21 protein-coding genes are annotated in these 26,747 nt (G+C 40.4%); 13 read left to right on the top strand and 8 right to left on the bottom strand.

The annotated features are described in order from the left end of the window. Nucleotides 1-16: 16 nt before the first annotated feature. Nucleotides 17-1,276: a carboxypeptidase-like regulatory domain-containing protein gene (locus H8796_RS13595; RefSeq protein WP_117971757.1), complete on the bottom strand. Its 1,260-nt coding sequence runs from the start codon at nucleotides 1,274-1,276 to the stop codon at nucleotides 17-19. Nucleotides 1,277-1,443: 167 nt separating this feature from the next. Between H8796_RS13595 and H8796_RS13590 the strand changes: the two genes are divergently transcribed. The 7 genes from H8796_RS13590 to H8796_RS13560 all read left to right on the top strand — a co-directional run bounded on the left by H8796_RS13590 (nucleotide 1,444) and on the right by H8796_RS13560 (nucleotide 12,370). Beyond that, a complete protein-coding gene (locus tag H8796_RS13590; protein WP_032843206.1) occupies nucleotides 1,444-1,890 on the top strand; it encodes a GNAT family N-acetyltransferase in 447 nt (148 codons plus the stop codon). A gap of 84 nt (nucleotides 1,891-1,974) precedes the next feature. After that, nucleotides 1,975-2,406 (top strand): hypothetical protein, encoded by a 432-nt coding sequence (locus H8796_RS13585; protein WP_009000719.1) that lies wholly within the window; start codon nucleotides 1,975-1,977, stop codon nucleotides 2,404-2,406. 149 nt (nucleotides 2,407-2,555) lie between these two features. Next, entirely contained in the window at nucleotides 2,556-3,191 is a 636-nt protein-coding gene (locus H8796_RS13580) for a DedA family protein (protein WP_004305686.1), read from the top strand. Between the two features lie 78 nt (nucleotides 3,192-3,269). Next, nucleotides 3,270-3,917: a DUF47 domain-containing protein gene (locus tag H8796_RS13575; protein ID WP_004325331.1), complete on the top strand. Its 648-nt coding sequence runs from the start codon at nucleotides 3,270-3,272 to the stop codon at nucleotides 3,915-3,917. A 15-nt stretch (nucleotides 3,918-3,932) separates the two neighbouring features. Then, a complete protein-coding gene (locus tag H8796_RS13570; RefSeq protein WP_004312492.1) occupies nucleotides 3,933-4,949 on the top strand; it encodes an inorganic phosphate transporter in 1,017 nt (338 codons plus the stop codon). A 51-nt stretch (nucleotides 4,950-5,000) separates the two neighbouring features. Then, complete coding sequence (locus H8796_RS13565) at nucleotides 5,001-7,256, top strand: cation:proton antiporter (protein WP_117931935.1); 2,256 nt, start codon at nucleotides 5,001-5,003, stop codon at nucleotides 7,254-7,256. Between the two features lie 239 nt (nucleotides 7,257-7,495). Beyond that, nucleotides 7,496-12,370, top strand: a complete 4,875-nt coding sequence (locus H8796_RS13560) for a RecQ family ATP-dependent DNA helicase (RefSeq protein WP_117931933.1) — start codon at nucleotides 7,496-7,498, stop codon at nucleotides 12,368-12,370. 106 nt (nucleotides 12,371-12,476) lie between these two features. On the opposite strand, the gene dnaK is transcribed toward H8796_RS13560, so the two are convergent. Both dnaK and H8796_RS13550 read right to left on the bottom strand, forming a co-directional pair. After that, entirely contained in the window at nucleotides 12,477-14,390 is a 1,914-nt protein-coding gene (dnaK, locus tag H8796_RS13555; protein WP_117931913.1) for a molecular chaperone DnaK, read from the bottom strand. A 326-nt stretch (nucleotides 14,391-14,716) separates the two neighbouring features. Beyond that, nucleotides 14,717-15,505, bottom strand: a complete 789-nt coding sequence (locus H8796_RS13550; protein WP_004313951.1) for an META domain-containing protein — start codon at nucleotides 15,503-15,505, stop codon at nucleotides 14,717-14,719. A gap of 145 nt (nucleotides 15,506-15,650) precedes the next feature. Here H8796_RS13550 and H8796_RS13545 point away from each other — a divergent pair, with 145 nt between their 5' ends. The 4 genes from H8796_RS13545 to recA all read left to right on the top strand — a co-directional run bounded on the left by H8796_RS13545 (nucleotide 15,651) and on the right by recA (nucleotide 19,763). Next, the gene (locus H8796_RS13545; protein ID WP_117931911.1) at nucleotides 15,651-16,934 is read left to right on the top strand and encodes a hypothetical protein; all 1,284 of its coding nucleotides are present in this window, start codon (nucleotides 15,651-15,653) and stop codon (nucleotides 16,932-16,934) included. Nucleotides 16,935-17,024: 90 nt separating this feature from the next. Further along, nucleotides 17,025-18,218: a saccharopine dehydrogenase family protein gene (locus H8796_RS13540; protein ID WP_004312514.1), complete on the top strand. Its 1,194-nt coding sequence runs from the start codon at nucleotides 17,025-17,027 to the stop codon at nucleotides 18,216-18,218. A 28-nt stretch (nucleotides 18,219-18,246) separates the two neighbouring features. After that, complete coding sequence (gene bcp, locus H8796_RS13535) at nucleotides 18,247-18,702, top strand: thioredoxin-dependent thiol peroxidase (protein ID WP_004312515.1); 456 nt, start codon at nucleotides 18,247-18,249, stop codon at nucleotides 18,700-18,702. Nucleotides 18,703-18,728: 26 nt separating this feature from the next. Then, a complete protein-coding gene (gene recA / locus H8796_RS13530; RefSeq protein ID WP_004302078.1) occupies nucleotides 18,729-19,763 on the top strand; it encodes a recombinase RecA in 1,035 nt (344 codons plus the stop codon). Between the two features lie 120 nt (nucleotides 19,764-19,883). On the opposite strand, the gene H8796_RS13525 is transcribed toward recA, so the two are convergent. The 3 genes from H8796_RS13525 to H8796_RS13515 all read right to left on the bottom strand — a co-directional run bounded on the left by H8796_RS13525 (nucleotide 19,884) and on the right by H8796_RS13515 (nucleotide 21,809). Continuing rightward, nucleotides 19,884-20,876, bottom strand: coding sequence for a YeiH family protein (locus tag H8796_RS13525; RefSeq protein WP_004312517.1), 993 nt, complete (start codon nucleotides 20,874-20,876; stop codon nucleotides 19,884-19,886). Nucleotides 20,877-20,998: 122 nt separating this feature from the next. Beyond that, a complete protein-coding gene (locus H8796_RS13520; protein ID WP_008021320.1) occupies nucleotides 20,999-21,373 on the bottom strand; it encodes a YccF domain-containing protein in 375 nt (124 codons plus the stop codon). A 16-nt stretch (nucleotides 21,374-21,389) separates the two neighbouring features. Continuing rightward, nucleotides 21,390-21,809 carry a DUF1810 domain-containing protein gene (locus H8796_RS13515; RefSeq protein ID WP_178286710.1) on the bottom strand — a complete coding sequence of 140 codons (420 nt, stop codon included), beginning with the start codon at nucleotides 21,807-21,809 and terminating at the stop codon, nucleotides 21,390-21,392. 560 nt (nucleotides 21,810-22,369) lie between these two features. On the opposite strand from H8796_RS13515, the gene H8796_RS13510 reads away from it, so the two are divergent. Together H8796_RS13510 and H8796_RS13505 are read left to right on the top strand one after the other, a co-directional pair. Beyond that, nucleotides 22,370-23,014: an HU family DNA-binding protein gene (locus H8796_RS13510; RefSeq protein WP_049703183.1), complete on the top strand. Its 645-nt coding sequence runs from the start codon at nucleotides 22,370-22,372 to the stop codon at nucleotides 23,012-23,014. Between the two features lie 320 nt (nucleotides 23,015-23,334). Next, complete coding sequence (locus tag H8796_RS13505; protein ID WP_187343807.1) at nucleotides 23,335-25,056, top strand: ATP-binding protein; 1,722 nt, start codon at nucleotides 23,335-23,337, stop codon at nucleotides 25,054-25,056. Here H8796_RS13505 and H8796_RS13500 read toward each other — a convergent pair whose 3' ends face one another. Further along, entirely contained in the window at nucleotides 25,057-25,953 is an 897-nt protein-coding gene (locus H8796_RS13500) for a LysR substrate-binding domain-containing protein (protein WP_117931907.1), read from the bottom strand. A gap of 60 nt (nucleotides 25,954-26,013) precedes the next feature. Beyond that, the gene (locus H8796_RS13495; RefSeq protein WP_004313961.1) at nucleotides 26,014-26,598 is read right to left on the bottom strand and encodes a DUF6621 family protein; all 585 of its coding nucleotides are present in this window, start codon (nucleotides 26,596-26,598) and stop codon (nucleotides 26,014-26,016) included. Between the last annotated feature and the right edge of the window lie 149 nt (nucleotides 26,599-26,747).

Genomic DNA, 26,747 nt, shown 5'->3' with positions numbered 1-26,747 from the left:
GAAAACTATCCCTGTTTCAATTCGATTGCTTTTTTAATTTATCCACTGCGTGCTCCAAAGATTCCGTAGGTTCGATGATATTGTAGTTTCCCCAAAAGTCCGGACTCCAATATTCGTCTACTTTATCATAGAATATTTGATTCAAGCTGAAGGCTTCTTTGTTGGGAATAGTCTCCAACATTCCTTCTTTCTTGTCGGTCACGACCATTTCGGAAGCTACTGTATAGCTTGTGGAAAACAGTTTCTTCTTCCAGTCACATTTGAAACGGATTGTGTTGCTAATATAATTCAGATAAGTTTTTCCCTCCACATCTTTATAAGTGACCAGGTAGGACAGCTCTTGCGGCTTGAATCTTAAACCGAGAGGTTTTTTATATAGAATGGCAGTGGTTGCCTTCGATTTATCCTGCATGTCCAGACTCATCTCTATACGGGTAAATGACAAGCGTTCACGATCGATATATAATTTGCCATACAAGAGAGCATACATGAGGATTACCTTCGGGCGGAAATTAATAACATACTGCATACGGTTATCTATAAGCATGGATTCCGCCATCCAGAACTCATAATTATTCAATTCTTCCATATCGAGTAATGCTCCCTTGTTCTTCACAACATCCAAAGTGATGCTCAAGTTAGGGCCGCCAACAACCTTGACAGCTAATGTATCACTCGCTTTCTGGCTAAGCAGGCGACGTCCCTTCACCACCCTTACTTTGTCATAATTAGTATTTCTATTAGTGTAGGCTGTTTTGGACACATCGATCACAGCCTCCGATATACCAATATACCGACGCCCTTTCTGTACAGTCTCCCGATAAAATCCCGTCAGCATATCACGCTTATCACTATAATTTAGAGGAATCTTACTGATTGCCTTCTCTACAATCATACGTGGATTTTCAGCAAACACCACCACTTCATTCAGCAGGTTGGCATGAGGTGTCAGCCAAACCGTCAACTTAGAGGGTGTTTCTTTCTCCAGAGAGATATGATTATTTACATAACCTATATGTGAAATCTCCAGTTCGCGCGGCGCTTCTGTTTTTTTGATTTTCAAAGCAAATTCTCCTTCCGCATTCGTCACAGTGCCGATATTACTGCCATGCACAGATACATTTACGTTCTCCAGAGCTTTTTTATTTTGCTTGTCTTTCACCATACCAACGATTGTTAGATAATCTCCGGCATCTCCTTGCGCCCACACAGGAAAGCTACAAAGCAGCAAACAAACTGACAGCCATCCAACCAAGTGTTTTTCTACATTCTTCATACTGATGCTTTTTAAAGGTAAATAAATTACGTTTCTATTTATAAGAGCGCTCAGACTGGAAATACCCTACAGCTTTTACAAAAAAAAGAAAAAGAAATCATATTCCAATGTTATATCCGGGAATTAATAGTAAATTTCCCGGCAGATTAATGATAAAAGCAATCGCCATGATACGCAAATTAGACAAGACCGAATATGACCGGGCTACCTCATTAGCATTGGAGGTATATATACAATGTGGAGCGGAAGACTTCGATGAAGAAGGTTTGAATTCATTCAAAAGTTTTATCTTTAGTGAGCAACTTATGAATGAATTAGTGATTTACGGGGCTTTTGACAATGAAAATCTAGTAGGCATTATGGGAACGAAGAATGAAGGGAAGCATCTATCCCTGTTCTTCATCGGAAAAGAACACCACCGTAAAGGCATCGGCAAACAATTATTCAATTTTGCAATCAAGCATTGCCCGGTAAATGAAATGACGGTTAATTCATCCACATACGCTATTCCTTTTTATCAAAGTCTGGGCTTCGATAAAATTGCCGGGAAACAATGTACCAATGGGATAACATATACTCCGATGAAATTTACGATAAGCAACTTCAAAGAATAATTCCCGGTAATCACTGATATAATTGTTAATTATGCTTGTGAATATGTATTTCATATAAAAATAGTTTCTACCTTTGCGGCCGTTATGATGAAGTACATATTTTGTATACTATTAGGCGTATTTCTGTGTTGGGGATTCCATCTGATTTCCGACGAAGCACAAGAGGCATACCGGTTAGAAGCCGGTAGTAACGGCATACAAACCTATTCCAATTCATATACCTCTAAAGCTAGCATTATACAACTGGATCAAGAACAGAAACTAGTCAAGACAAAAGAATACGCCGGAAAGCAAAATTACAATAACGATAACGGCGTTTTAAATCCATTTTCCTTCCGCCACCTCTCTCCCTTAAAAATACTAAGATTCAATATTCCTTCTGTCACTATCCGCATACTAAGCTCGCTAAAGATTCAACTTCCTAAAAATCAATGGACAGGTTTTTCATATTATACCAATCTTTTTAAATATTCCGATAGATATCATATCTATTCATTAGGACACATACTCATTTAGCCATTTTATATCTTTTTTCGGCATAGGACAATTCAAGTCTTTTATGCCCCACTTTCTGTTTGCATCCACCATTTGAGTGAAAAAAGAATTCACTATGGTCTGGAAGCCTATAACATTCTTTCATTACAATAATAACCAAAGTATATAAAATGGACTTTTTATTGGATTTTATACTTCATATCGATCAATATATGGTGATGATTGTGCGTGATTATCATGCCTGGACATACGCCATCTTGTTTTTTATCATCTTCTGTGAAACCGGATTAGTGGTCACTCCTTTTCTTCCCGGTGATTCTTTACTCTTCGTTGCAGGAGCCATTTCAGCATTACCCGATATGCCCATCAGCGTGCATATACTTGTCATTATCTTATTTGCCGCTGCCGTATTAGGCGATTCCTGCAATTACATGATAGGACATTTCTTCGGTCGAAAGCTGTTTAATAATCCCAATTCCAGGATATTCAAACAAAGTTATCTGGAGAAAACACACGAGTTCTATAAAAAGTATGGTGGGAAAACAATTATTCTAGCCAGATTTGTCCCGATAGTACGCACATTTGCACCTTTCGTAGCAGGAATGGGAAAGATGAATTACTACTATTTTATGATGTATAATTTAGTTGGTGGTGCGCTCTGGGTTGCCGTATTCTGTTATGCTGGTTATTTCTTCGGCGACCTTCCGTTTGTGCAGGAAAACCTGAAGTTACTGATTGTAGCCATCATATTTATCTCTGTATTGCCTGCCATTATAGAGGTAGTACGTGCCAAACTAAAATCTTAAAAACAGCAAACTATAATCTGTATTCATTTGTTACTAATATAAATAGAGAAGAAAAAACAATTTAAAGTTTTTACACTTATGAAAAATTCTTTTTTTAGCCGGTTTACTCCAAAGGAGCCCAAATTTTTCCCTTTACTGAAACAGCTATCAGAAGTGCTCTGCGAAGCATCAGTTGTTTTAATAGAAAGCTTGCAACATGACTCACCTACAGAACGTTCGGACTACTACAAAAAAATCAAAGACCTGGAACGGGAAGGCGACAGACTGACACACCTGATTTTTGATGAATTAGGTACTACCTTTATCACTCCTTTCGACCGCGAAGATATTCATGACTTAGCTTCCTGCATGGATGACGTCATTGACGGAATAAACAGTTGTGCCAAACGAATCTCTATTTACAATCCCCGTCCTATTTCAGAGAATGGCAAAGAGTTGAGCCGTTTGATTCAGGAGGAAGCGATCTATATATGCAAAGCCATGGACGAACTCGAAACATTCCGTAAGAAACCGACTCTTCTCCGCGAATACTGCTCCAAACTGCATGAAATCGAGAACCAGGCGGATGATGTATACGAATTCTTTATCACCAAACTTTTCGAAGAGGAAAAAGATTGCATTGAACTTATCAAAATAAAGGAGATCATGCATGAACTGGAAAAAACGACCGATGCTGCAGAGCATGTAGGTAAGATTCTCAAAAACCTGATTGTAAAGTACGCATAAAGCAAGCCGGAACACATGGAATTATTAGTGACTATCATCATTCTGGCTCTGATATTCGATTATATCAACGGCTTTCACGATGCAGCAAACTCAATAGCTACCATCGTATCTACCAGGGTGCTTACTCCCTTTCAAGCTGTAATATGGGCTGCTTTCTTCAACTTCGTAGCCTTTTTCATTGCCAAATATATAATAGGTGGATTCGGTATCGCCAATACAGTATCCAAGACTGTGGTAGAGCAATATATCACCCTGCCCATTATATTAGCAGGAATTATAGCGGCTATCACTTGGAACCTGGTTACCTGGTGGAAAGGGATTCCGTCTTCTTCCTCACACACCCTTATCGGAGGTTTTGCAGGAGCTGCCATTATGGCAAACGGATTTGAAGCAATTCAGCTTAACATCATTCTTAAAATTGCAGCCTTTATCTTTCTGGCTCCTTTTATCGGAATGGTCATTGCTTTCGGTTTCACCCTGTTTGTCCTCTACATCTGCCGACGCGCACATCCCCACACAGCCGAGCAATGGTTCAAGAGGTTACAACTCGTATCCTCCGCCCTCTTCAGCGTCGGACATGGCTTGAACGATTCACAGAAAGTAATGGGTATTATTGCCGCTGCCATGATAGCCGGCCATTCAATGGGATTGGGCATGGGTATCAACAGCATCAATGACCTTCCCGACTGGGTTGCTTTTTCGTGCTTCACAGCAATTTCACTCGGTACGATGTCCGGTGGCTGGAAGATAGTGAAAACAATGGGAACAAAAATTACCAAGGTAACCCCACTGGAAGGAGTGATTGCCGAAACAGCAGGTGCTTTCACTCTCTACATTACGGAAATGTTGAAAATCCCCGTTAGTACCACACATACTATCACAGGAGCGATTATTGGAGTAGGTGCAACTAAACGCCTCTCTGCCGTTCGTTGGGGAGTAACCAAAAGCCTCATGACTGCCTGGATTCTTACAATTCCAGTCAGTGGACTCTTAGCTGCAGCTATTTATTATATTGTTTCCATCTTTTTATAGATGGAAACATATTATCTATCAGGAATGTTATAATAAATAAACCCACACCTAATGTCACACTTGCCAACTTTGATTGCCGACCTTGCGCTGATATTAATATCGGCCAGTATTATAACCTTGTTGTTCAAATGGCTAAAACAGCCTTTAGTCTTAGGTTACATTATTGCCGGATTGCTGGCAGGTCCTTATATTAATATTTTCCCTACAGTAGGAGATATTGAGAATATCAATATATGGGCAGAAATAGGTGTTATATTCCTGCTCTTTGCACTCGGACTGGAGTTTAGTTTTAAGAAGCTCATGAATGTAGGTTCCACAGCTTTTATTACGGCTATCACCGAAGTAATCAGCATGTTACTCATTGGGTATTTGGTGGGACAATTATTAGGATGGGGCACCATGAATTCCATTTTCCTGGGGGGAATGTTGTCTATGTCATCCACTACAATCATTATCAAAGCCTTCAATGATCTGGAATTGCGTAACCAACGTTTTACCGGTATCGTATTCGGTACCCTGGTAGTGGAAGACCTGATTGCTATCTTAATGATGGTGCTTCTTTCCACAATGGCAGTAAGTCAGGACTTTGTGGGTGAAGATTTGCTGATAAGTGTACTCAAGGTCGTTTTCTTTTTAATCCTGTGGTTTCTCATAGGTATCTTCGTTATTCCGGCTTTTCTCAAAAAAGCAAAGAAGTTGATGAATAACGAGACTCTTCTGATTGTTTCTCTCGGTCTTTGTCTGGGAATGGTAGTATTGGCTACTTATACAGGTTTTTCAACAGCACTAGGAGCATTTATCATGGGATCTATCCTTGCCGAAACCATCGAGGCCGAACACATCGAACATATCATACAACCGGTAAAAGACCTCTTTGGAGCTATCTTTTTCGTTTCGGTCGGTATGCTGGTGAATCCGGCTGTATTGGTAGAATACGCCTGGCCTGTCATCATCATTACACTGGTTACCATTATCGGCAAAGCCATTTTCTCTTCGTTTGGCGTACTCTTATCCGGAGAACCACTGAATACTTCCATCAAATCCGGATTCAGCCTGGCACAAATCGGAGAGTTTGCTTTCATCATTGCCGGACTGGGTGTTTCGCTCAAAGTGCTTGATCCGTTTATTTCACCTATCATTGTGGCTGTATCTGTCATCACCACTTTCACGACTCCTTACTTTATCCGTTTAGCCAATCCTTTTGCCGAATGGCTTTACAAAATATTGCCTACTAAAGTACAGGAGACATTAGATCGTTATGCTTCCGGCAAGAAGACCATGAACCACGATAGTGACTGGAAGAAATTACTAAAAAACATGATTGGGAGAGTTGTTATCTATAGCGTACTGCTCACTGCTATTTGGCTGCTGTCGATACAAATCATTTATCCCGCCATCAACGAAATGTTTGCTCCTGTCACTGTATGGATCAACCTGGTGATGTGTCTGGGTACTCTTCTACTTATGACTCCTTTTTTATGGGCGCTCATCTCCAACAAATACAACTCTTCGGAATTATTCCTGAAGCTATGGAGAGACGAGAATTACAATCACGGACGCCTGGTTTCCCTGGTTCTGGGACGTGTATCTGTTGCTCTTTTCTTTATCACTAGTGTAGTCATCAGCTACTTTAAACTAAACTGGGGAATAAGTGTGATTATTGCCATAGCCGTGGTAGCATTGATTCTTATTCTTAGGGAAGATCTCACGCAATATTCACGATTGGAAACAAGATTCCTTGCCAATCTTAACCGACGGGAAGAGGTAGCTAAAAAACGGCACCCGCTAAAAACAAGTTTCAATAGCGAATTCAATGATAAAGACCTTGATTTGACATCTATCCTCGTATCGCCTTATTCCGATTATATCGGTAAGTCTTTAGGAGAACTTTCATTCAGGCAAAATTTTGGAGTAAATGTCGTCGCAATCACTCGTGGCGATCTGAACATATATATACCGAAAAGCTCTGAACACATCTATCCGCAGGATAAATTGACAGTAGTTGGTACAGATACGCAATTACAGGAATTCAGAAATAGAATAGAAGATGTAAAAAACACATCAGATACAGATGCAATGGATAAAAAGATAACTCTCCACTCTTTCACGGTAGACGAAGAATTCCGCTTTTTAAATCAGACCATCGCTCAGTCTCATTTAGGAGAGAAGCATGACAGTATTGTTGTAGCTATTGAACGAAATGACGAACTGATTACCCTGGATAAAGACACAACTTTCCAATTAGGAGATCTCGTTTGGATTGTGGGCAACCGGGAAAAGATTAGAAAAATACTGTACTTAACGTAATTGGTATCTAAGCCAGAATAGGATACTATAAAAAACAAGGGAAATAATAGAAGATAAATTGTTCTCATACCCATTACATGTTATTCTGTTATACCAAAAATAAAAAGGAAACGGTCATTTTAACAGATTATTCAGTTTTATCCTTACCTTTGTATGTAATATTGGAGCATTATACCCGAACAACAATAAGAAAACGATGCAGATACATAATAAGTTCAAATTATAAAACAATTTATTATATGTCAATATGGAGCAGACTCATAGGAATCAAGAAAACTGAGGACAGAAACAATGCCATCGGTAATAAAATTACATCTGTACCATTTAGTGCCTCAAACTATGCCATAGTAGATGTTGAAGTTGGCTTGAAAGATCATAAAATCCATGATATAGGGGCACTCCTACACAATGGCACGACATTCCATAAAACTTCCAAAGATGAATTGTTTGATTTTCTTTGTGATATAGACTACATCTGCGGTCACAATATCATTCATCATGATGCCAAATATCTGTTCACAGACAAAACATGCCGCTGGATTTTAGTTGACACACTTTATGTCTCGCCTTTATTGTTCCCGGAACGCCCTTACCACAGGCTTGTGAAAGATGACAAACTGATTAGTGAACAGATGAACAATCCGGTGAACGATTGCAAGAAAGCAAACGACTTGTTACTGGACGAAATAGCATGCTGGAATTCATTGCCAAAAGAAAAGCGCATACTATTCGCATCGCTACTAAAGGGCAAAAAAGAGTTTGAGGGATTTCTCAGCATAATGAATGCGGAGTATATCAATGAAGGAATACCTGAACTTATAAACAAACTGTATGCAGGAAAGATTTGCCAACATACTGACCTTGACATGCTCATCGAACAATATCCATGCGGATTGGCATACGCATTGGCTCTAATTGATACTACTGATTATCGTTCCATCACTCCCGGATGGGTACTTTACAATTATCCGGAAGTGGAATTTATTGTAAAGCTCCTGCGCCACACCAGTTGCCGGGAAGGCTGTGACTACTGCAATACGCAACTGGATGTGCTTCATAACTTAAAAATATTTTTCGGATATGAACGCTTTCGAACATACGAAGGCGAGCCACTGCAAGAACAAGCAGCTCAAGCTGCGGTAAAAGGCAAATCGTTGCTGGCGATATTTCCTACTGGTGGAGGCAAATCACTTACCTTCCAGTTACCAGCACTCATGGCAGGACGTTCTGTGCATGGGCTTACGGTTGTTATCTCCCCCTTGCAGTCACTAATGAAAGACCAAGTAGACAACCTTGCCGATAGAGGCATCACGGATGCCGTGACCATAAATGGAATGTTAGACCCCATCACAAGAGCACTGTCCATACAAAGAGTCCAAGACGGAGAAGCCTCACTTTTGTATATATCTCCCGAAATGCTTCGTTCAAAAACTATCGAGAAAATATTGATAGCACGCCATGTTGTAAGATTTGTGATAGACGAAGCGCATTGCTTTTCTTCATGGGGGCAGGATTTCAGGGTTGACTATCTCTACATAGGTAAATTCATCCGAGAATACCAGCAAAAGAAAAAATGCAAGAATCCAATACCCGTATCCTGCTTTACGGCTACGGCAAAACAAAAAGTAGTACAAGACATCTGCGACTATTTCAAACAAACATTAAATTTAGACTTAGAATTATTCGCATCAACAGCCTCAAGAACAAATCTGCGTTATTCCGTCGTACATGCCGATAGTGACAATGATAAATATTTAAAGTTAAGAGAACTTGTGGCTGAATCCAATTGTCCGACAATCATTTACGTATCACGTACCAAACGGACTGAAGAACTGGCAACCAAATTGACTCGTGACGGTTATAAGGCACTACCTTTCAATGGTAAAATGGAATCAGATGAAAAAATTGCCAACCAAGACGCATTCATGAATGACCAAGTACACATCATCGTAGCTACGTCTGCATTTGGTATGGGAGTCGACAAAAAAGATGTCGGTCTTGTCGTACATTATGACATTTCCGATTCGCTGGAGAACTACGTTCAAGAAGCAGGTAGAGCCGGTCGTGATCCCAGCCTCAGCGCGCGTTGTTATGTGCTTTATAGTGACAATGATTTGGACAAGCATTTTATACTATTAAACCAAACAAAACTAAGCATCAGTGAAATACAACAGGTATGGAAAGCCATAAAAGACCTTACCAGACAACGTATGAAAGTCAGCTGTTCTGCATTGGAAATTGCCAGGCAGGCAGGATGGGACGATTCGGTATCTGATATTGAAACCCGTGTACGAACAGCATTAGCAGCTTTGGAACAAAGTGGATACTTGATAAGAGGAAATAATGTGCCTCACGTATATGCCACAGGCATCACGGTAAAGAATATGGATGAAGCAAGAAAGCGTATATCAATGTCACTACTCTTCGACCGTGACGAAATAGAAAAGGCAGTCCGAATCATCAAATCATTGATATCCCAAAAACACATTGCCAAAGCCCAAGATTCAGAAGCAGAGTCACGGATTGATTATCTGGCAGACATTTTGGGAATAAGCAAAAGAGAAGTAATATCCGTAGTGGAACGAATGCGACAAGAAGGCATATTGGCAGACAGCAAAGATATATCTGCTTATTTACTGGATGCAGGTGACTCGGAACGAAAGTCGCAAACACTCCTCGAACGTTTTGCAAAACTTGAACAATATATCCTCAGCCATATTCCTGACGAGTCCTTGAGAATATCATGCAAGCAACTGAATGACAATGCAGTAAACAACGGGATCAATACATCCAAAGAAAAAGATATTCGGACACTACTCTATTTCCTCACCGTCAAGGGCTATACCCGCAAAAAAGAGGATGCAGTTCGTAATATAGAAATAAGTCGTCAGGCAGACTTGGAATCAACCATCAAGCGTTTTGAAAAACGATTGGAAATAAGTCGTTTCGCCATAGAATGGCTATACAGGATCGCCTCAGATACGGAAACGGGAAATTCACCCAATAAGGCTATCCAATTTTCTGTAGTAGAACTTCTGAATCAAATAAAATCAAGCCCCCAATCCCTTTTTGGCGGACTTGATGACATTCAATTGGAAGACGTGGAAGAAGCACTTCTGTACTTATCAAAAATCGGTGCGCTAAAACTTGAAGGCGGTTTCTTGGTTCTTTATAACGCCATGAATATCCAAAGAATAAAGGACAACAAATCGAGATACAAGCAGGATGATTACCGGATGCTCAACGAATTCTACAAACAGAAGATTCAGCAAGTACATATTGTGGGCGAATATGCTAATCTGATGGTTAGGGATTACAACACAGCCCTGAGATATGTTCAAGACTATTTCCAAATGGATTACAGGAAGTTTATTACAAAATACTTCAAAGGGGACAGAGTAAGCGAAATACAACGTAACTTGACGCCACAGAAATACAAGCAGTTGTTCGGGCAGCTATCCAAACGTCAAATGGAGATTATTTCCGATAAGGATTCACGTTGCATTGTGGTTGCAGCCGGACCTGGCAGCGGAAAAACACGAGTATTGGTTCACAAACTTGCTTCACTTCTGCTACTTGAAGACGTAAAACACGAGCAACTTTTGATGTTGACATTTTCAAGGGCAGCGGCTACTGAATTCAAACAGAGACTCATGGAATTGATAGGCAATGCAGCCCATTTTATTGAAATAAAGACATTCCACTCCTATTGTTTCGACCTTTTGGGGCGGATAGGAAATCTTGAAGATGCAAAAAGTGTCGTTGCAAAAGCAGCCGAAATGATCTGTCAAGGAGAAGTAGAGCCAAACAAAATAGGCAAGACGGTACTGGTCATAGACGAAGCTCAGGATATGGGAGTCGAAGAATATGCACTGTTAAGGGCTTTGATGGCCAACAACGAGGAAATGCGTGTGATAGCAGTGGGAGATGATGACCAAAACATCTATGAATTCCGTGGATCTGATTCTGACTATATGTACCGACTAACACAAGAAAGCGGAAGTAAATTTGTCGAGATGACCGAAAATTACCGCAGTGCACACCATCCGGTGAATTTTGCCAACGGATTCTTGAGAACCATTGATAAAAGAATAAAAAGTACGCCAATTATCTCCATGAGAAAAGAAGAGGGTTGGGTCGAAGTAACACGCCATCAATCAAAGTATATGTATCAGCCGCTCGTTGAAAAATTACTTCAACATAAAGACAAAGGTACTTCGTGTGTACTCACCCAAACAAACGAAGAGGCTGTTATCCTGATGGCTCTTTTGCGGAAACATGGCATAAATAGCAAATTAATACAGTCGATGGACGGTTTGCGCTTCTGGAATATGGCCGAAATAAGGTATCTCTTGCGGTATATAGACAAACGAGTAAAAACGCCTCTAATTCCAGAAGAATTATGGGAGGAAGCCAAACATGCAACCTTTTCTGCTTATGATGGTAGTCTAAGTCTGACATATGTAAAGCGTTGTGTAGAGCAGTTTGAACAAACCAACAAAGCAAAATACCTCTGTGACTTCAAAGAGTTTGTATTTGAATCATCGGTGGAAGACTTTTGTGATGTTTCAGGAGCAGAAGTAGTGGTATCAACCATTCATAAAGCCAAGGGTAGAGAGTTTGACGACGTGTATATACTAGTATCTGATAATTATTCAAAAGATGCCTATCTGATGCGCAAATACTATGTAGGAATAACTCGTGCGAAAAACCGGCTGTTTATACATACGAACGGTGACTGCTTTAATCGTTTAAGTACAGACCGATATTTTGTCGACCAACGACAGTATGACATGCCCGAAGAAATTGTACTACAACTCTCTCATAAAGATGTCTATCTAGGATTCTTCAAAGAACGTAAGCAGGAAGTTTTAGCATTAAGAGGTGGAGATTCTTTGAATTATAATGATTTCTTTTTGTATAGCTCATCAACTAATAAACCTGTAGCAAGGTTATCATTAAAAATGCAAGACACATTATCAGAGTGGGAAGAAAGAGGTTATAAGGTGAAATCCGCATCTGTACGGTTCATTGTAGCATGGAAGCCCAAAGATGCACCAAAAAATGAATCAGAAACAGCCGTTCTTTTAGCAGATTTGGTTCTTTCTTTGTAAGATAACAACCATGAATCCCCAAAATACAAAAGTACAAAAGCGTGCAACTCATTGAGCTGCACGCTTTTTTCTTATTAATTTATTATAAATTAGTTTCTTATCGAAATCATTTCACTTCCTCGAAGTCAGCATCCTGAACATTATCTCCGTGCTTGCTGTTATCTTGCTGGCCGGCACCACCGTTCATATCAGGACCAGCCTGTGCACCACCTTGTGCACCACCCTGTGCGTACATTTCAGCACTTGCAGCCTGGAAGGCAGTATTGATTTCTGCCATAGCAGTATCGATAGCAGCCAAGTCCTGTGCTTTGTGAGCATCTTTCAATTTCTGCAAAGCAGCTTCAATCGGAGCTTTCTTATCAGCAGGCAACTTATCACCTAATTCCTTCAACTGATTTTCAGTCTGGAAGATTACGCTGTCAGCCTGGTTCAGCTTGTCAATCTTTTCACGTTCTTTCTTATCTGCTTCAGCATTAGCTTCAGCTTCAGCCTTCATCTTTTCGATTTCTTCCTTGCTCAAACCGCTGGATGCTTCGATACGGATAGCTTGTTCTTTACCAGTAGCCTTATCTTTAGCAGATACTTTCAAGATACCGTTCGCATCGATATCGAATGTAACCTCAATTTGAGGAACACCACGACGGGCCGGAGCAATACCTGACAAATTGAACTGACCGATTGATTTATTCTGAGCGGCCATCGGACGTTCTCCCTGCAATACATGAATCGTAACTTCACTTTGATTATCAGCAGCAGTAGAGAATGTTTCACTCTTACGAGCCGGAATGGTAGTGTTAGCGTCGATCAACTTAGTCATCACACCACCCAGTGTTTCGATACCCATTGACAACGGAGTAACATCCAATAATACTACACCTTTGATTTCATCTGTCAAAACAGCACCCTGTACAGCAGCACCAATAGCTACCACTTCATCCGGGTTCACACCTTTAGAAGGAGTCTTGCCGAAGAAATCTTCTACCAACTTCTGAACAGCTGGAATACGAGAAGAACCACCAACAAGGATTACTTCATCAATATCAGCATTGCTCAAACCTGCATCGCTCATTGCTTTCTTACATGGTTCAAGACAAGCCTGAATCAATTCGTGAGCCAGAGATTCGAATTTTGCACGAGTCAAAGTCTTCACCAAGTGCTTAGGCACACCACCTACCGGCATGATATACGGCAAGTTGATTTCTGTACTTGTAGAAGAAGAAAGCTCAATCTTAGCTTTTTCAGCAGCTTCTTTCAGACGTTGCAAAGCCATCGGATCCTGAGTCAAGTCAGCCCCTTCGTCGTTCTTGAATTCCTGTACCAACCAGTTGATGATTACCTGGTCGAAGTCGTCACCACCAAGGTGAGTATCACCGTTTGTAGAAAGTACTTCAAATACACCACCACCGAATTCGAGGATAGAGATATCGAATGTACCACCACCAAGGTCGAATACAGCAATCTTCATATCTTTGTGAGCCTTATCCAGACCGTAAGCAAGAGCTGCGGCTGTCGGTTCGTTTACAATACGTTTTACTTCCAGACCGGCAATCTGTCCGGCTTCTTTTGTAGCCTGACGTTGAGAGTCGGAGAAATAAGCAGGAACGGTGATGACTGCTTCTGTTACTTCCTGTCCAAGGTAGTCTTCGGCAGTCTTCTTCATTTTCTGAAGAATCATTGCAGAGATTTCCTGCGGAGTATACAGACGTCCGTCGATGTCAACACGCGGAGTGTTGTTGTCACCTTTCACTACTTTATAAGGAACACGAGTCACTTCTTTTTGTACCTGATCCCAAGTTTCACCCATGAAACGTTTGATAGAGAAGATTGTACGTGTAGGGTTCGTAATAGCCTGACGTTTTGCAGGATCACCCACTTTACGTTCGCCACCATCAACGAAAGCGACAACAGAAGGAGTTGTACGCTTACCTTCACTGTTTGCAATTACTACAGGTTCGTTACCTTCAAATACGGCAACACAAGAGTTTGTAGTTCCTAAGTCAATACCAATAATTTTTCCCATGATCGTTATTTTTTTATTTATTATTTATTCAATGATTTCTTTTTGTCCGGTTGTTTCTCTGCTCTTATCAGGGAGCTTCGCCGCGAACGGACGCTTATTAAAAAGCAAACCGTGTGCCAAAAGGAAATTATACGAATGCATGACATAATATCTGCCAAAAAGACAGTTTTAATAAATAAACACTGCTGACATAGTCATATTCAAAGTCAATCAGCAACTGTTTCTTTAAACAAATACAGGCGGCTCTGGTTCGATAAAGGAAAAAAAATATGCCTGTATCGTCAAGTGCGACACAGGCATATCCTATTATATATAACTCTTATCTATTACTTTTCCAGCACGATGACCAATGCACCGTTTGCGTCATACAAACCAATGCCACCACCGGACAACACATCGAATGATTTCACTTCATTGATAGCTTTCAGCACCTTACCTTCTGTCTCCATATCAGGACAAGCCATCATTGTACTTGCTACTCCCGGGAAAGAAATAGATTTGGCATTACTTGTACTGGTTTCAAAACCACCATTAATCAAATTACATCCGGCATTGCCATGAATGGTCTTTTTCTTCACATCAAAAGCAATGAAAGGTTGTTTTTCCATTCCGGAAGGAATTGCTTCACCATTCACTTCTTTTATTTTCCATTCTCCATTCAAAACCGAAAGTTTCACATCAGCCTCCTTCTTTTGTAGAACAACAACCGGACGGTTGGACGAATTGCAAAGATACATCTTATCTTTACCTGCCTTCTTGTATCCTTTTACTTGCGCAAAAGCATTCAATACATTATTTTCAGTAGTCATATCCGGACACATCATTCGGGTACTAGCCATCCCTGTAAGTTCAAGGCTTCCCGGCTTCGCATTTACATCGAAACTGCCCATCATACGATTACATCCGCTATTGCCGGACACACGACCGGTCGCTGTATCAAAAGCGATAAAAGGAAGGGTTCTACTTTCGCCCGGAGCAATTTTCGAGCCGTTGACTTCTATAATATTCCATTCACCATTGATAGATGACAGGGGGATTGCCTTCTCAACCGAACGGCACGAAGACATTGCAAGTGCTGCACCAGCAATGCAAATTGAAACAAATACTTTCTTCATATTGTTATAACGTTTAAGTTAAAATCGGGGGCAAAGATATCAAAAAGATTGGAAAATAACATCCAATACAACATAAAATATATACATTTGCCAGTAGATATACAACAAACGAACAATTTACATAGTTCACTTAAAGTAAACAAATATGAGAATAATTGTCCTGTCTTTAATTCTATTCTGTTGTGGCACGTGTCCTATCACAGCTCAAAGTAATTACATTGTCACTACTCCTTCCACGCAGAAAATCCCTGTAGGCGAAGAAGAACAATTCATCAAGAATAACTTTCCACTGCAACCGCTGTGTAAATGGACACCCGGAATGAAGTTCATGTTTGTTCCTTCTACACGGAACATGTTCCTTCCTACTCTTTCCAGCTACGACACCGACAAAGGAATAGACAACAGCCTGCTGAAGCACAAGATTCTCACTTTCACGGGAACAGAAGAGAAGGCTCAAAATATATCAACCGGGACCAACTATTCCACTCGCTTCGTATTCGAATGTGAGGGAGGAAAATATTATTATGACATAAAGAACATGAGGCTGGACGAGATTTGCGAGAAGGCTCCCCGTGCCGGTATCAATGGATTAGTTTATCTGAAAGATGTAGATACTGCCAAAGAGTTGTTAGTAGGGAAAACTGTCTATATACAATCTGAAAGTGCCCGGGTAGACGATGCCAACAATTATTCCGGCTATCGGGATATAGCAATTCCTGTCAATACGGAAGCTACAATTACCGCTATTGGAGTCGGCAGTCAGGCATATCCAGTGAAAATCGTATTCAAAGATACACAGGGACATTCTTATTATCTGGAAGTCGCTCTCTCGCGAACGAACTCCGGCATGGACCTGAATGATTTTCAAGGCGAAAAGAGAATGAAATATTTTTCAAATGCATTCAGTTTCACTAATAAGAGTCTGGGTACTATTGAAAGCCTGAAAAATAAATACTTGGGAATGACCGTTTATCCTAAAAAGATGCTGCCAGCCAAAAGAATCGTATCTTTTGAAGATAAGCAGACCGAATCGCGTGTTCACTTGCCCCGATATACGGTTCTGCAAATAAAAGAGATTAAATTATCTCCTCCCGGCAGCTTGGCTACCCTGTCATTAACGGACAGGGACGGGGCAAGCTATGAATTGGAAACAGATCTGAAATATGACGTGATTGTCAAAAATGATAATTATATCGAGGACTTTTTCGGATTCGAGGATATACATAAGAAATATCCGGGCATTACAGAAAGCCGTTGGCAGATTATCTCCCGGGGAGATTTAGAGGCAGGGATGAGTACGGTAGAATGTCGTTTATCCATTGGTGATCCGATAGAAATCGAGCTGAAAAAAGACAGTCGTTTCGAAACTTGGTTCTACAATGGCAAAACGCTGGAATTTGAAAACGGAACCTTGCAACGTTACAAATAAAAAGGAGTAGCTGCACAATGATTATCTGAAAATAATCACGTATATTTGCCAAACCAATAAATCATAAATTATAATTCATTAAATACAGAAATGGGTAGAGTTCTTATTATTGGTGCAGGCGGTGTTGGCACTGTCGTTGCACACAAAGTGGCACAAAATGCCGATGTATTTACAGATATCATGATTGCCAGTCGTACGAAAGAGAAATGCGATAAAATCGTCGAGGCAATAGGTAACCCCAATATAAAAACAGCTAAAGTTGACGCAGACAATGTAGAGGAGCTGGTAGCCTTATTCAACGATTTCAAACCGGAAATGGTGATTAATGTGGCTCTCCCTTATCAGGATCTGACGATTATGGAAGCTTGTCTGAAAGCCGGAGTGAACTATCTGGACACCGCCAACTATGAGCCGAAAGATGAAGCTCATTTTGAATACAGCTGGCAGTGGGCTTATCACGATCGTTTCAAAGAAGCAGGTCTGACAGCTATCCTCGGCTGCGGATTCGACCCGGGAGTAAGCGGTATCTATACTGCTTATGCAGCTAAACATTATTTTGATGAAATTCAATATCTGGACATCGTAGACTGCAACGCAGGTAACCATCATAAGGCTTTTGCTACAAACTTCAATCCGGAAATCAACATTCGCGAAATTACGCAGAACGGACGCTATTATGAAAATGGCAAATGGGTAACTACCGGTCCGTTGGAAATCCACAAAGACCTGACATACCCGAACATCGGCCCCCGCGACTCTTATCTTCTTTATCACGAAGAACTGGAATCTTTAGTGAAACATTATCCGACTATCAAACGTGCACGTTTCTGGATGACTTTCGGACAGGAGTATTTAACTCATTTACGCGTTATCCAAAACATCGGTATGGCACGAATCGACGAGGTTGATTACAACGGAATGAAGATTGTACCATTGCAATTCTTGAAGGCTGTATTGCCTAACCCGCAGGATTTAGGAGAAAACTACGAAGGAGAAACTTCTATCGGTTGCCGTATCCGTGGTCTGAAAGATGGTAAGGAACGTACTTACTATGTATACAACAACTGTAGTCACCAGGAAGCTTATCAGGAAACCGGTATGCAGGGAGTAAGCTACACCACCGGAGTTCCGGCAATGATTGGAGCCATGATGTTCTTCAAAGGCGAATGGAATCGTCCGGGTGTAAACAATGTAGAAGAATTCAATCCGGATCCGTTCATGGAACAACTCAATAAGCAAGGTCTTCCCTGGCATGAAGAGTTCGACAAGGATTTGGAATTATAAGCGTACACCTATTCATTAAAAGAAAGTTATGATAAACGTAGGAGATAAAGCACCGGAAGTCTTGGGTATCAATGAGAAAGGCGAAGAAATCCGATTAAGTGCTTATAAAGGAAAAAAAATTGTGTTGTACTTCTACCCAAAGGACAGTACATCAGGTTGCACCGCACAAGCGTGTAACCTGCGCGACAACTATTCCGAACTACGTAAAGCCGGCTATGAAGTAATCGGTGTCAGCGTAGACAATGAAAAGTCGCACCAGAAATTCATCGAAAAGAACAATCTTCCTTTCACTCTGATTGCTGACACTGACAAAAAATTAGTAGAAGAATTTGGAGTATGGGGAGAAAAGAAACTGTACGGACGTGCTTACATGGGTACTTTCCGCACTACTTTCCTGATAAATGAAGAGGGAATCGTAGAACGGATTATCACTCCCAAAGAAGTGAAGACCAAAGAACATGCCTCACAGATTTTAAATCAATAACTCCATTAATTATATAAGAATAAGGTATGGCAAAAAAAGACGAACTTAATTTTGAAACAGATAATAAAATGGCATCAAGCGAAAAACTAAAAGCCTTACAGGCTGCCATGGAAAAGATAGAAAAGAGCTTCGGTAAAGGTTCTATCATGAAAATGGGTGATGATAGTGTTGAACAAGTAGAAGTGATCCCGACAGGCTCTATTGCCCTGAATGTGGCACTTGGCGTTGGAGGTTACCCTAGAGGTAGAATCATCGAAATCTATGGCCCGGAGTCTTCCGGTAAGACAACATTGGCTATCCACGCCATTGCTGAAGCACAAAAGGCCGGCGGTATCGCTGCTTTTATTGATGCCGAACACGCTTTCGACCGTTTCTACGCATCTAAACTGGGCGTAAATATCGATGATCTTTATATCTCTCAACCGGATAACGGAGAGCAGGCGTTGGAGATTGCGGAACAACTGATTCGTTCTTCTGCTATCGACATCATCGTTATTGACTCTGTAGCCGCACTGACTCCTAAAGCGGAAATCGAAGGCGACATGGGTGACAACAAAGTAGGCCTTCAGGCACGTTTGATGTCGCAGGCACTTCGTAAGTTGACAGCTGCTGTGAGCAAGACACGTACTACTTGTATTTTCATCAACCAGTTGCGTGAGAAGATCGGTGTTATGTTCGGTAACCCGGAAACAACAACCGGTGGTAACGCTTTGAAGTTCTACGCTTCTGTACGTTTGGATATCCGTGGTAGCCAACCGATCAAAGATGGCGAAGAGATTCTCGGTAAACTGACTAAGGTGAAAGTGGTGAAGAATAAAGTAGCACCTCCTTTCCGCAGAGCAGAATTTGACATCATGTTCGGTGAAGGTATCTCCCATTCCGGAGAAATCATCGACTTGGGTGCTGACCTGGGAATCATCAAGAAGAGCGGTTCATGGTATAGCTACAATGATACTAAGTTAGGACAAGGACGTGATGCCGCCAAACAATGTATTATGGATAATCCTGAACTGGCTGAAGAACTGGAAGGATTGATCTTCGAAGAATTGAAGAAGAAATAATTTGCTTTAATTCTGCTTTATCCACAGACTAAAACTGAATAAACAAAGGTGGGAGAAAATCGTTTACTACGATCATTCTCCCACCTTTTTCTCTTTTATATAATTCTCTCTTTTTTCCTCTTATACAAAATAAATGTATGCCAATGTGCTCAAGCTGATTATTACCCAAAGCAAAATTCCTTGAACCAAAGGCTTTATTCCAACTGCTTTCAATACATCAATAGAAAGAGAAGCACCGATGAAAAACATGGTAATCGTCAGAGTTTTACGGGCAATACCGTTAATAGCCGCTCCCAATTGTGGTACTCCATCCAGCAAATAAGTGTTTACTACCAATGCCAACACGAAGAAGAAGATAAACCATGGAATACTTATCTTTTGTCCTTTGCTCTTGAATATAAATGAAGTAGCAAAAGCCATCGGGATAATCCAAAGCGCACGGGTCAGTTTAATAGTGGTTGCCACTTTCAATGCTTCTTCGCCATAAGCAGCTCCTGCACCTACTACAGAACTGGTGTCATGAATGGCAATGGCCGCCCATGTTCCGAATTGTTGCTGATCCATATTTAATGCATGACCAATGGCGGGGAAAATGAAAAGTGCGATAGCATTCAAGATAAAGATAGTACCCAGTGCTACAGACATTTCACTATCTTTCGCTTTCAATACCGGTCCCACAGCCGCAATGGCACTACCACCACAGATAGCAGTTCCCGAACTGATAAGATAAGCTGTATTACGGTCAATCTTGAACAACTTACGTCCGATAAACCAACCTATTACCAAGGTTCCGATCACTGAAATGACCGTAAACTCCATACCTTCCTTACCGGAAGCTAAAGCAGAATGAAGATTCATACCAAATCCCAATCCTACAACTGAATATTGCAACAGATATTTAGAGGTTTTCTTATTAAACTTAGGATGCGCTTGTCCGCAAGTCAATGCAAAAATAAGTCCGAGGAACAAAGCAACCGGAGGAGTTACCCAAGCCGACCATGCTTCCAATCCTGGAATATAGTCTAAAAAAAGAAAGAAAGTCAGAGTAGAAAGCAGTGCAACATAAATCATTTTATTATTTGCCTGCAAAGTTTTTGTAGCTGTTGAAATCATATCTTTTTATCTTTAATTGTTTTCCGGGTGCAAAGGTACGGTAAACAATCAAGACCCGCCAATAGTTTCTAATTATGCATTATAACTTTTAATTATAAGCATACGCTTCCCTACAACTACTCTTACACTGTTATAATGTCTTTCCCAAAAGGTGATAATGCCAAAGCTGCCAATTTAAAGTGCTGTAAGCCAAAAGGAATACCAATGATGGTTATACACAATATAGCCCCAAAAACCAAATGGGACAGACAGATCCAAATGCCACCCAAAAATATCCACAGGATATTCATCAATATATAAAGGCAACCGCCAGAGCGGTTTCCACTTCTTACCTCTTTACCGAAAGGCCACAAAGCAAGTCCTGCCAGTTTCAAGGTTTGCATACCAAACGGAATACCAATAATGGTAAGCATCATCAATATGCTTGAGATGAGGTATTCAACAGCAGTAAAGATACCACCAAGCAACAACCACAATAAATTCATTAAACAGCCCATATATAAATTGTATTAGTTATTTTTCCAATTTTCTTTTTGTTGTCTCATCCACTTTACCCTGATAATAGCGATCTATCACTTGCTGAAACAAATCATCTGAAGCGACTTCATTAAAGAGCGTCATACATGATAATACTTTCATCGCATCTAACGAACCAAAAACCTCCTGTGCCGTTTTATTTTTCAATTGAAGAAAAACTGACGTTATCTCACGAAGCCTTTCTCCCAAAACCGGATGGGTAAGATATGCTTCTGCCTCTTCTTTGCCGCTAATCCCATAATACTGGGAGTTATAACTCATGCCCAACCCTTTCAGTTGAGGAAATATATACCAAATCCAGTGGGAATATTTCCGCCCGTTTCCCACTTCTGTAAGGGCTTGTTCATAGTCGCTTTGCTGCGCGTCCAAGAATCGTTGCAAATTATAGTTTGGCATATTCATATTTTTGCTTAAAATAAATATTATTTTCTTTACATGCTATTGATTATCAGCAATTATTAACTTTATCCATTCCTTATCCACATCACATATTGTTTCATACCCGAATACAAATATAGCTTTTTTGTTTCATATACGAAACTTGAGTCATATATACAAAAAAATCCGAACCGCTAAAATACAGAAAAGAGATAAGACAAACACTCTCTCAACCTGACTAAATCAATCAACTTCCTTTCAGAATCAGTACATCATTGCTCTTTACCTCATTCATTATTACTCCTCCCCCAGTCTATTAACAAATAAATTATTCTTTATTACTGATAAACTTGCTTTTGACGAACAGATAACTTACCTTTGTGTAATAGCAAACTATAAATGAAAGTTTTGATTATAAAAACAGAACTTTCATTTTTATAAACGCAAGTTGCATTTATAAAAACAAAACTTCCGTTTACAGTTTACATTTAACCCAAAGGAACTTTTCTATTAGAGGAAAGGAAGTTTACTTCCAATAGAAAAGAACTTATCTATTAATACTTTAAACAACAGATAGTATGGCACGATACATTATGGAGGAGATGCCCGACATACAAAAGACGGGCAAAAGAATTACATATCCGAAGTTTGCACGGATAGACAATGCAAGCATAAAAGAGTTGGCGCGACGGGTGGGCGATGTCAGTGGTTTCAGTGCCGGAGACATAGAAGGCGTACTGCTTCAAACGGCTATTGAAATGGCACACCTGATGGCAGAAGGACGCTCGGTAAAGATAGACGGGATAGGTACATTCACTCCATCGCTCACCTTAGGCAGAGACAAGGAACGGGAAGATGCGGAAGAAGGTGGAAAACACCGCAACGCACAAAGTATTTTTATAGGAGGTGTTAATTTCCGGGTAGACAGGGAAATGGTAAGAAATATCAGCGATAGATGCCGGTTGGAAAGAGCTCCTTGGAAAAAGCAAAAATCCTCGAATAAATTCACACCGGAACAACGACTGGCATTAGCCCTAAAGTACCTCGACGAACATCCTTTCCTGACCGTTTGGGAATATCGGAAACTAACCGGATTGCTACAAACAGCAGCAACCACTGAACTGCGACAATGGGGACATCAACCCGATTCGGGAATAGAAATCACCGGAAGAGGAACACATAGGGTATATACAAAGAAGAAAATAGTCGAAGAAGGGCAATAATAGTATGAGAAATAACTTGAAAAAGTATGAGAAATAACTGTTTTTAAGGCTTATTTCACCCGGAAATGATGAGAAATGCGATTTATTAAAAGCATTTCTCATACTATAATTCACTGATTATATGCTGATTAATGTAAAATCATGAGAATATGAGAAATAAAAACGTTTTTTCTTTTTTAGTAGAAGATAATCTCTGACGTTAAAAACTGCGTTTATAATTAGATAAAAAATAAGCGCAAAAGAATGGAATATCCATTTCAAAAAAACTATCTTTGGTAGTTAATTGTTTGGAAAACAAGAAGAAACAATCTGAAAAAGTCATGGGAACAATAAAAGGAATTCCTTATGGTATGTCCAATTTTGAGGATGTAATCACGCAAAACCGCTATTATGTGGATAAAACAATGTATATCCCCATGTTGGAAGATCAAGCCAACTATCTGATATTCATCCGTCCGAGACGTTTTGGCAAGAGCCTGCTACTAAGCATGCTCCGTTCATATTATGACCTTTCACAGAAAGATAAGTTCCAGAAACTTTTCGGGAATCTCTGGATCGGGCAGAATGCAACTCCGCTTCAAGGCAAATATCAGATGCTTTATCTTGACTTTTCCAAGATTGGCGGCAACATTGATGAACTGCCGCAAAGATTTGATTCGTATAGCGCAGTGCAACTGGATGGCTTCCTGAACCGTTATCGTGAATACTACACGGATGAGTTTATTGAGCGCTTCAGCACAGCGGAAAAAGGGATTAATAAACTGCATATACTAGACGATGAAGCACGCCGTCAAGGGTATCCCCTATACCTTATTATAGATGAGTATGACAATTTCACAAATGTCGTACTCAACGAGAAAGGAAATGAGATATACCACGCCATCATCCATGCCAGCGGATTCTACAGAGATACCTTCAAGAATTATAAAGGAATGTTCGACCGTATATTCATGATTGGGGTCAGCCCCGTAACTTTGGACGACTTGTCAAGCGGATATAACATAGGTTGGAACATCAGCACTAATCCACTGTTTAACCAGATGCTGGGATTTTCTGAAGAAGACGTACGCACTATGTTCCGATATTATCAGGAAGCAGGGCTGTTACAAGGAGACATTGAAGAAATGATTCAGGAGATGAAGCCATGGTATGACAATTACTGTTTTGCAGAAGAAAGCTTAGATAAAGATCCAAAGATGTTCAATTGTGATATGGTGCTTTATTATCTACGCAATCGCATCCAACTAAATAAATCTCCTGAACAGATGATTGATCCTAATACCCGTACGGACTACAATAAGATGAAAAAACTGATTCAGCTTGACCGTCTTGACGGTAACCGCAAAGGTGTTATCAAACGAATTGCCGAAGAAGGGAAAATCATGACTAACCTATACCAGTCTTTTTCTGCCGATCAAATTACGAATCCGGAAATATTCCCCAGTCTATTATTTTATTATGGTATGCTAACTATCATCGGAACACGTGGAAATCTGACTATCCTGGGAATTCCCAACACGAATGTCCGTAAACAATATTATGAATATATCCTGGAAGAATATCAGAATCACCATTATATCAACCTGATAGATATAGAGATTTTATTCAATGATATGGCTTTTGACGGACAATGGCGACCGGCATTGGAATTCATAGCCAAAGCTTATAAGGAGAATACTTCCGTACGCAGCAGCATTGAGGGCGAACGTAACATTCAGGGATTCTTCACCGCTTACCTTAGCGTGAACGCCTACTACCTCACAATGCCTGAAGTAGAACTGAATCACGGCTTTTGCGATATGTTTCTGATGCCCGATCTGCAACGTTACGCAGAAGTAGCGCATAGCTATATCTTGGAATTAAAATATCTGCCGAAAGAAAAATACGACACCCAAGGCACCGCACAATGGCAGGAAGCCGTTGAACAAATTCATGGTTATGCTGCCGGTCCGAAAGTTCGCCAACTATGTCAGGGAACTCAACTTCACTGCATTGTCATACAATTCTGCGGCTGGGAATTAGTCCGTATGGAAGAGGTTTGATTACAAACTCTTACTGTGATGCCCGGCAAATCGCATGAAAGCTTGAGATAAACCTCCCTCCTGCCCTTGCAGTTGCACAAAATTAAACTCGCGCTGCATGGGCATTCCTTTTATCTCAACCACACGAAAATTACCGGCAACCAGTTCCTTATAAACAGAACGGATAGAAACAATTCCCATACAATCTGTATGTTCCAAAAAAAGCTTGATGCTCTCCGTACTACCGAGATACATCAATACATTCAAAGAAGATAGTTTCAAATTATGGCGTAACAGGGAACGTTCAAACACATCCAACGTTCCTGAACCTCTCTCCCGCAAAACTAAGGGGATATTTGGCAAATCTTCCGGAGCGATCTCATCCGAAACAGCCAATTTACTATGGGTATGAACCACGGCAACCAGTTCGTCTTGCAAAAATGGAGTATACTTCAGATTAGGCAAACGGAAGATTCCTTCAACCAATCCCAAATCAATCCGATGTTCTTGTAAAGCAGCTTCCACTCCCCGGGAATTTCCATTAATCAAAGAAAGATTGATTTGTGGAAACTTGGCTATAAAATCCGCCAACAAAGGAGGAAGTACATATTGCGCAATCGTAGTACTGGCACCCAGTTTCAGTTCGCCGATATATTCATTATACAACAAATGCATCTCATATTCCAACTGTTTATAATCGTCCAAAATCTTTTCGCTATGTTTCAATAATAGTTCTCCGGACTTAGTCAACGAGATCTTACTGCCCTGACGATCGAACAAACGAGTCTGATAATAAGCTTCCAGTTCCTGAATGTGCTTAGTGATAGCAGGCTGACTGACAAACAGCTCTTGCGAAGCCTTCGTGAAACTTAAATTCTTCGCCACGCTCTGAAATACTTTTAAACGAAAATCGGACATGGAAAATAGTGATTAACTTATTAGTGATTAGCGATTAATGACTGAAATGGGTAGCTATGGCTATAATTCATCGGCTCTGATTCCCAAAGCCTGCATGACAGGAAAAGCCAACATATCCCATTTATAAGCTACCGGAGTATCCGGTTCGTTCATTCGGAATTGGACAATCTCCTTGCCCTGTACTTCATTCAAAGCATCAGTCACTTTCTTTCCATATTCTTCATTGAAAGATACCAGAATCATTTTTTTCACATCGGCCGAATCGGCTACAATGGATAATAAGTCTAAAAACAAGTCCTCTCTCGACACCATCCCTTCCGACGGAACACTGGCAAACGAATATTCTCCATAAGGACTTTGAAAAGCAACTCCATTCAACTCTTTCTCCAAGTCAGAAGGCCGGCAATGCGCAAGATTACCCGACTCTTTATCATAAACAAAAAGAAACTGCACTTCATTTTTTCCTTCCGCAATCCCTGCATCCAAAGTCAGATAGGTAGTCAACATCGAAAGATCTATCTCTTGTAAAGAACGTTGCAAAGTCTCTTCGAAGTATCTCTTCATATCCGTAATTACAAAATTCAGGAAAGCGGCATCAATCAGCACCACTGTCTCTGATAATTTTATTTGTGGTTTATCATTCATATCATTAGTCGTCAATTAGAAAACAGATTTACTCTCTACGATAGGGCAAAGATAAACTTTCTTATCTTCTCCGGAAAGAATATTTAAAAAAAAGAGAATTTGTCAGGCTATTACTCAATAAAGAGGCGTACCTTTGGAGAAAATTGACA

It is taken from the genome of Bacteroides sp. M10 (assembly GCF_014334015.1).
Classification (GTDB): Bacteria; Bacteroidota; Bacteroidia; order Bacteroidales; family Bacteroidaceae; genus Bacteroides; species Bacteroides intestinigallinarum.
Note: the sequence above shows the minus strand (reverse complement) of the source record. Positions and strands in the feature narration are given on the sequence as shown.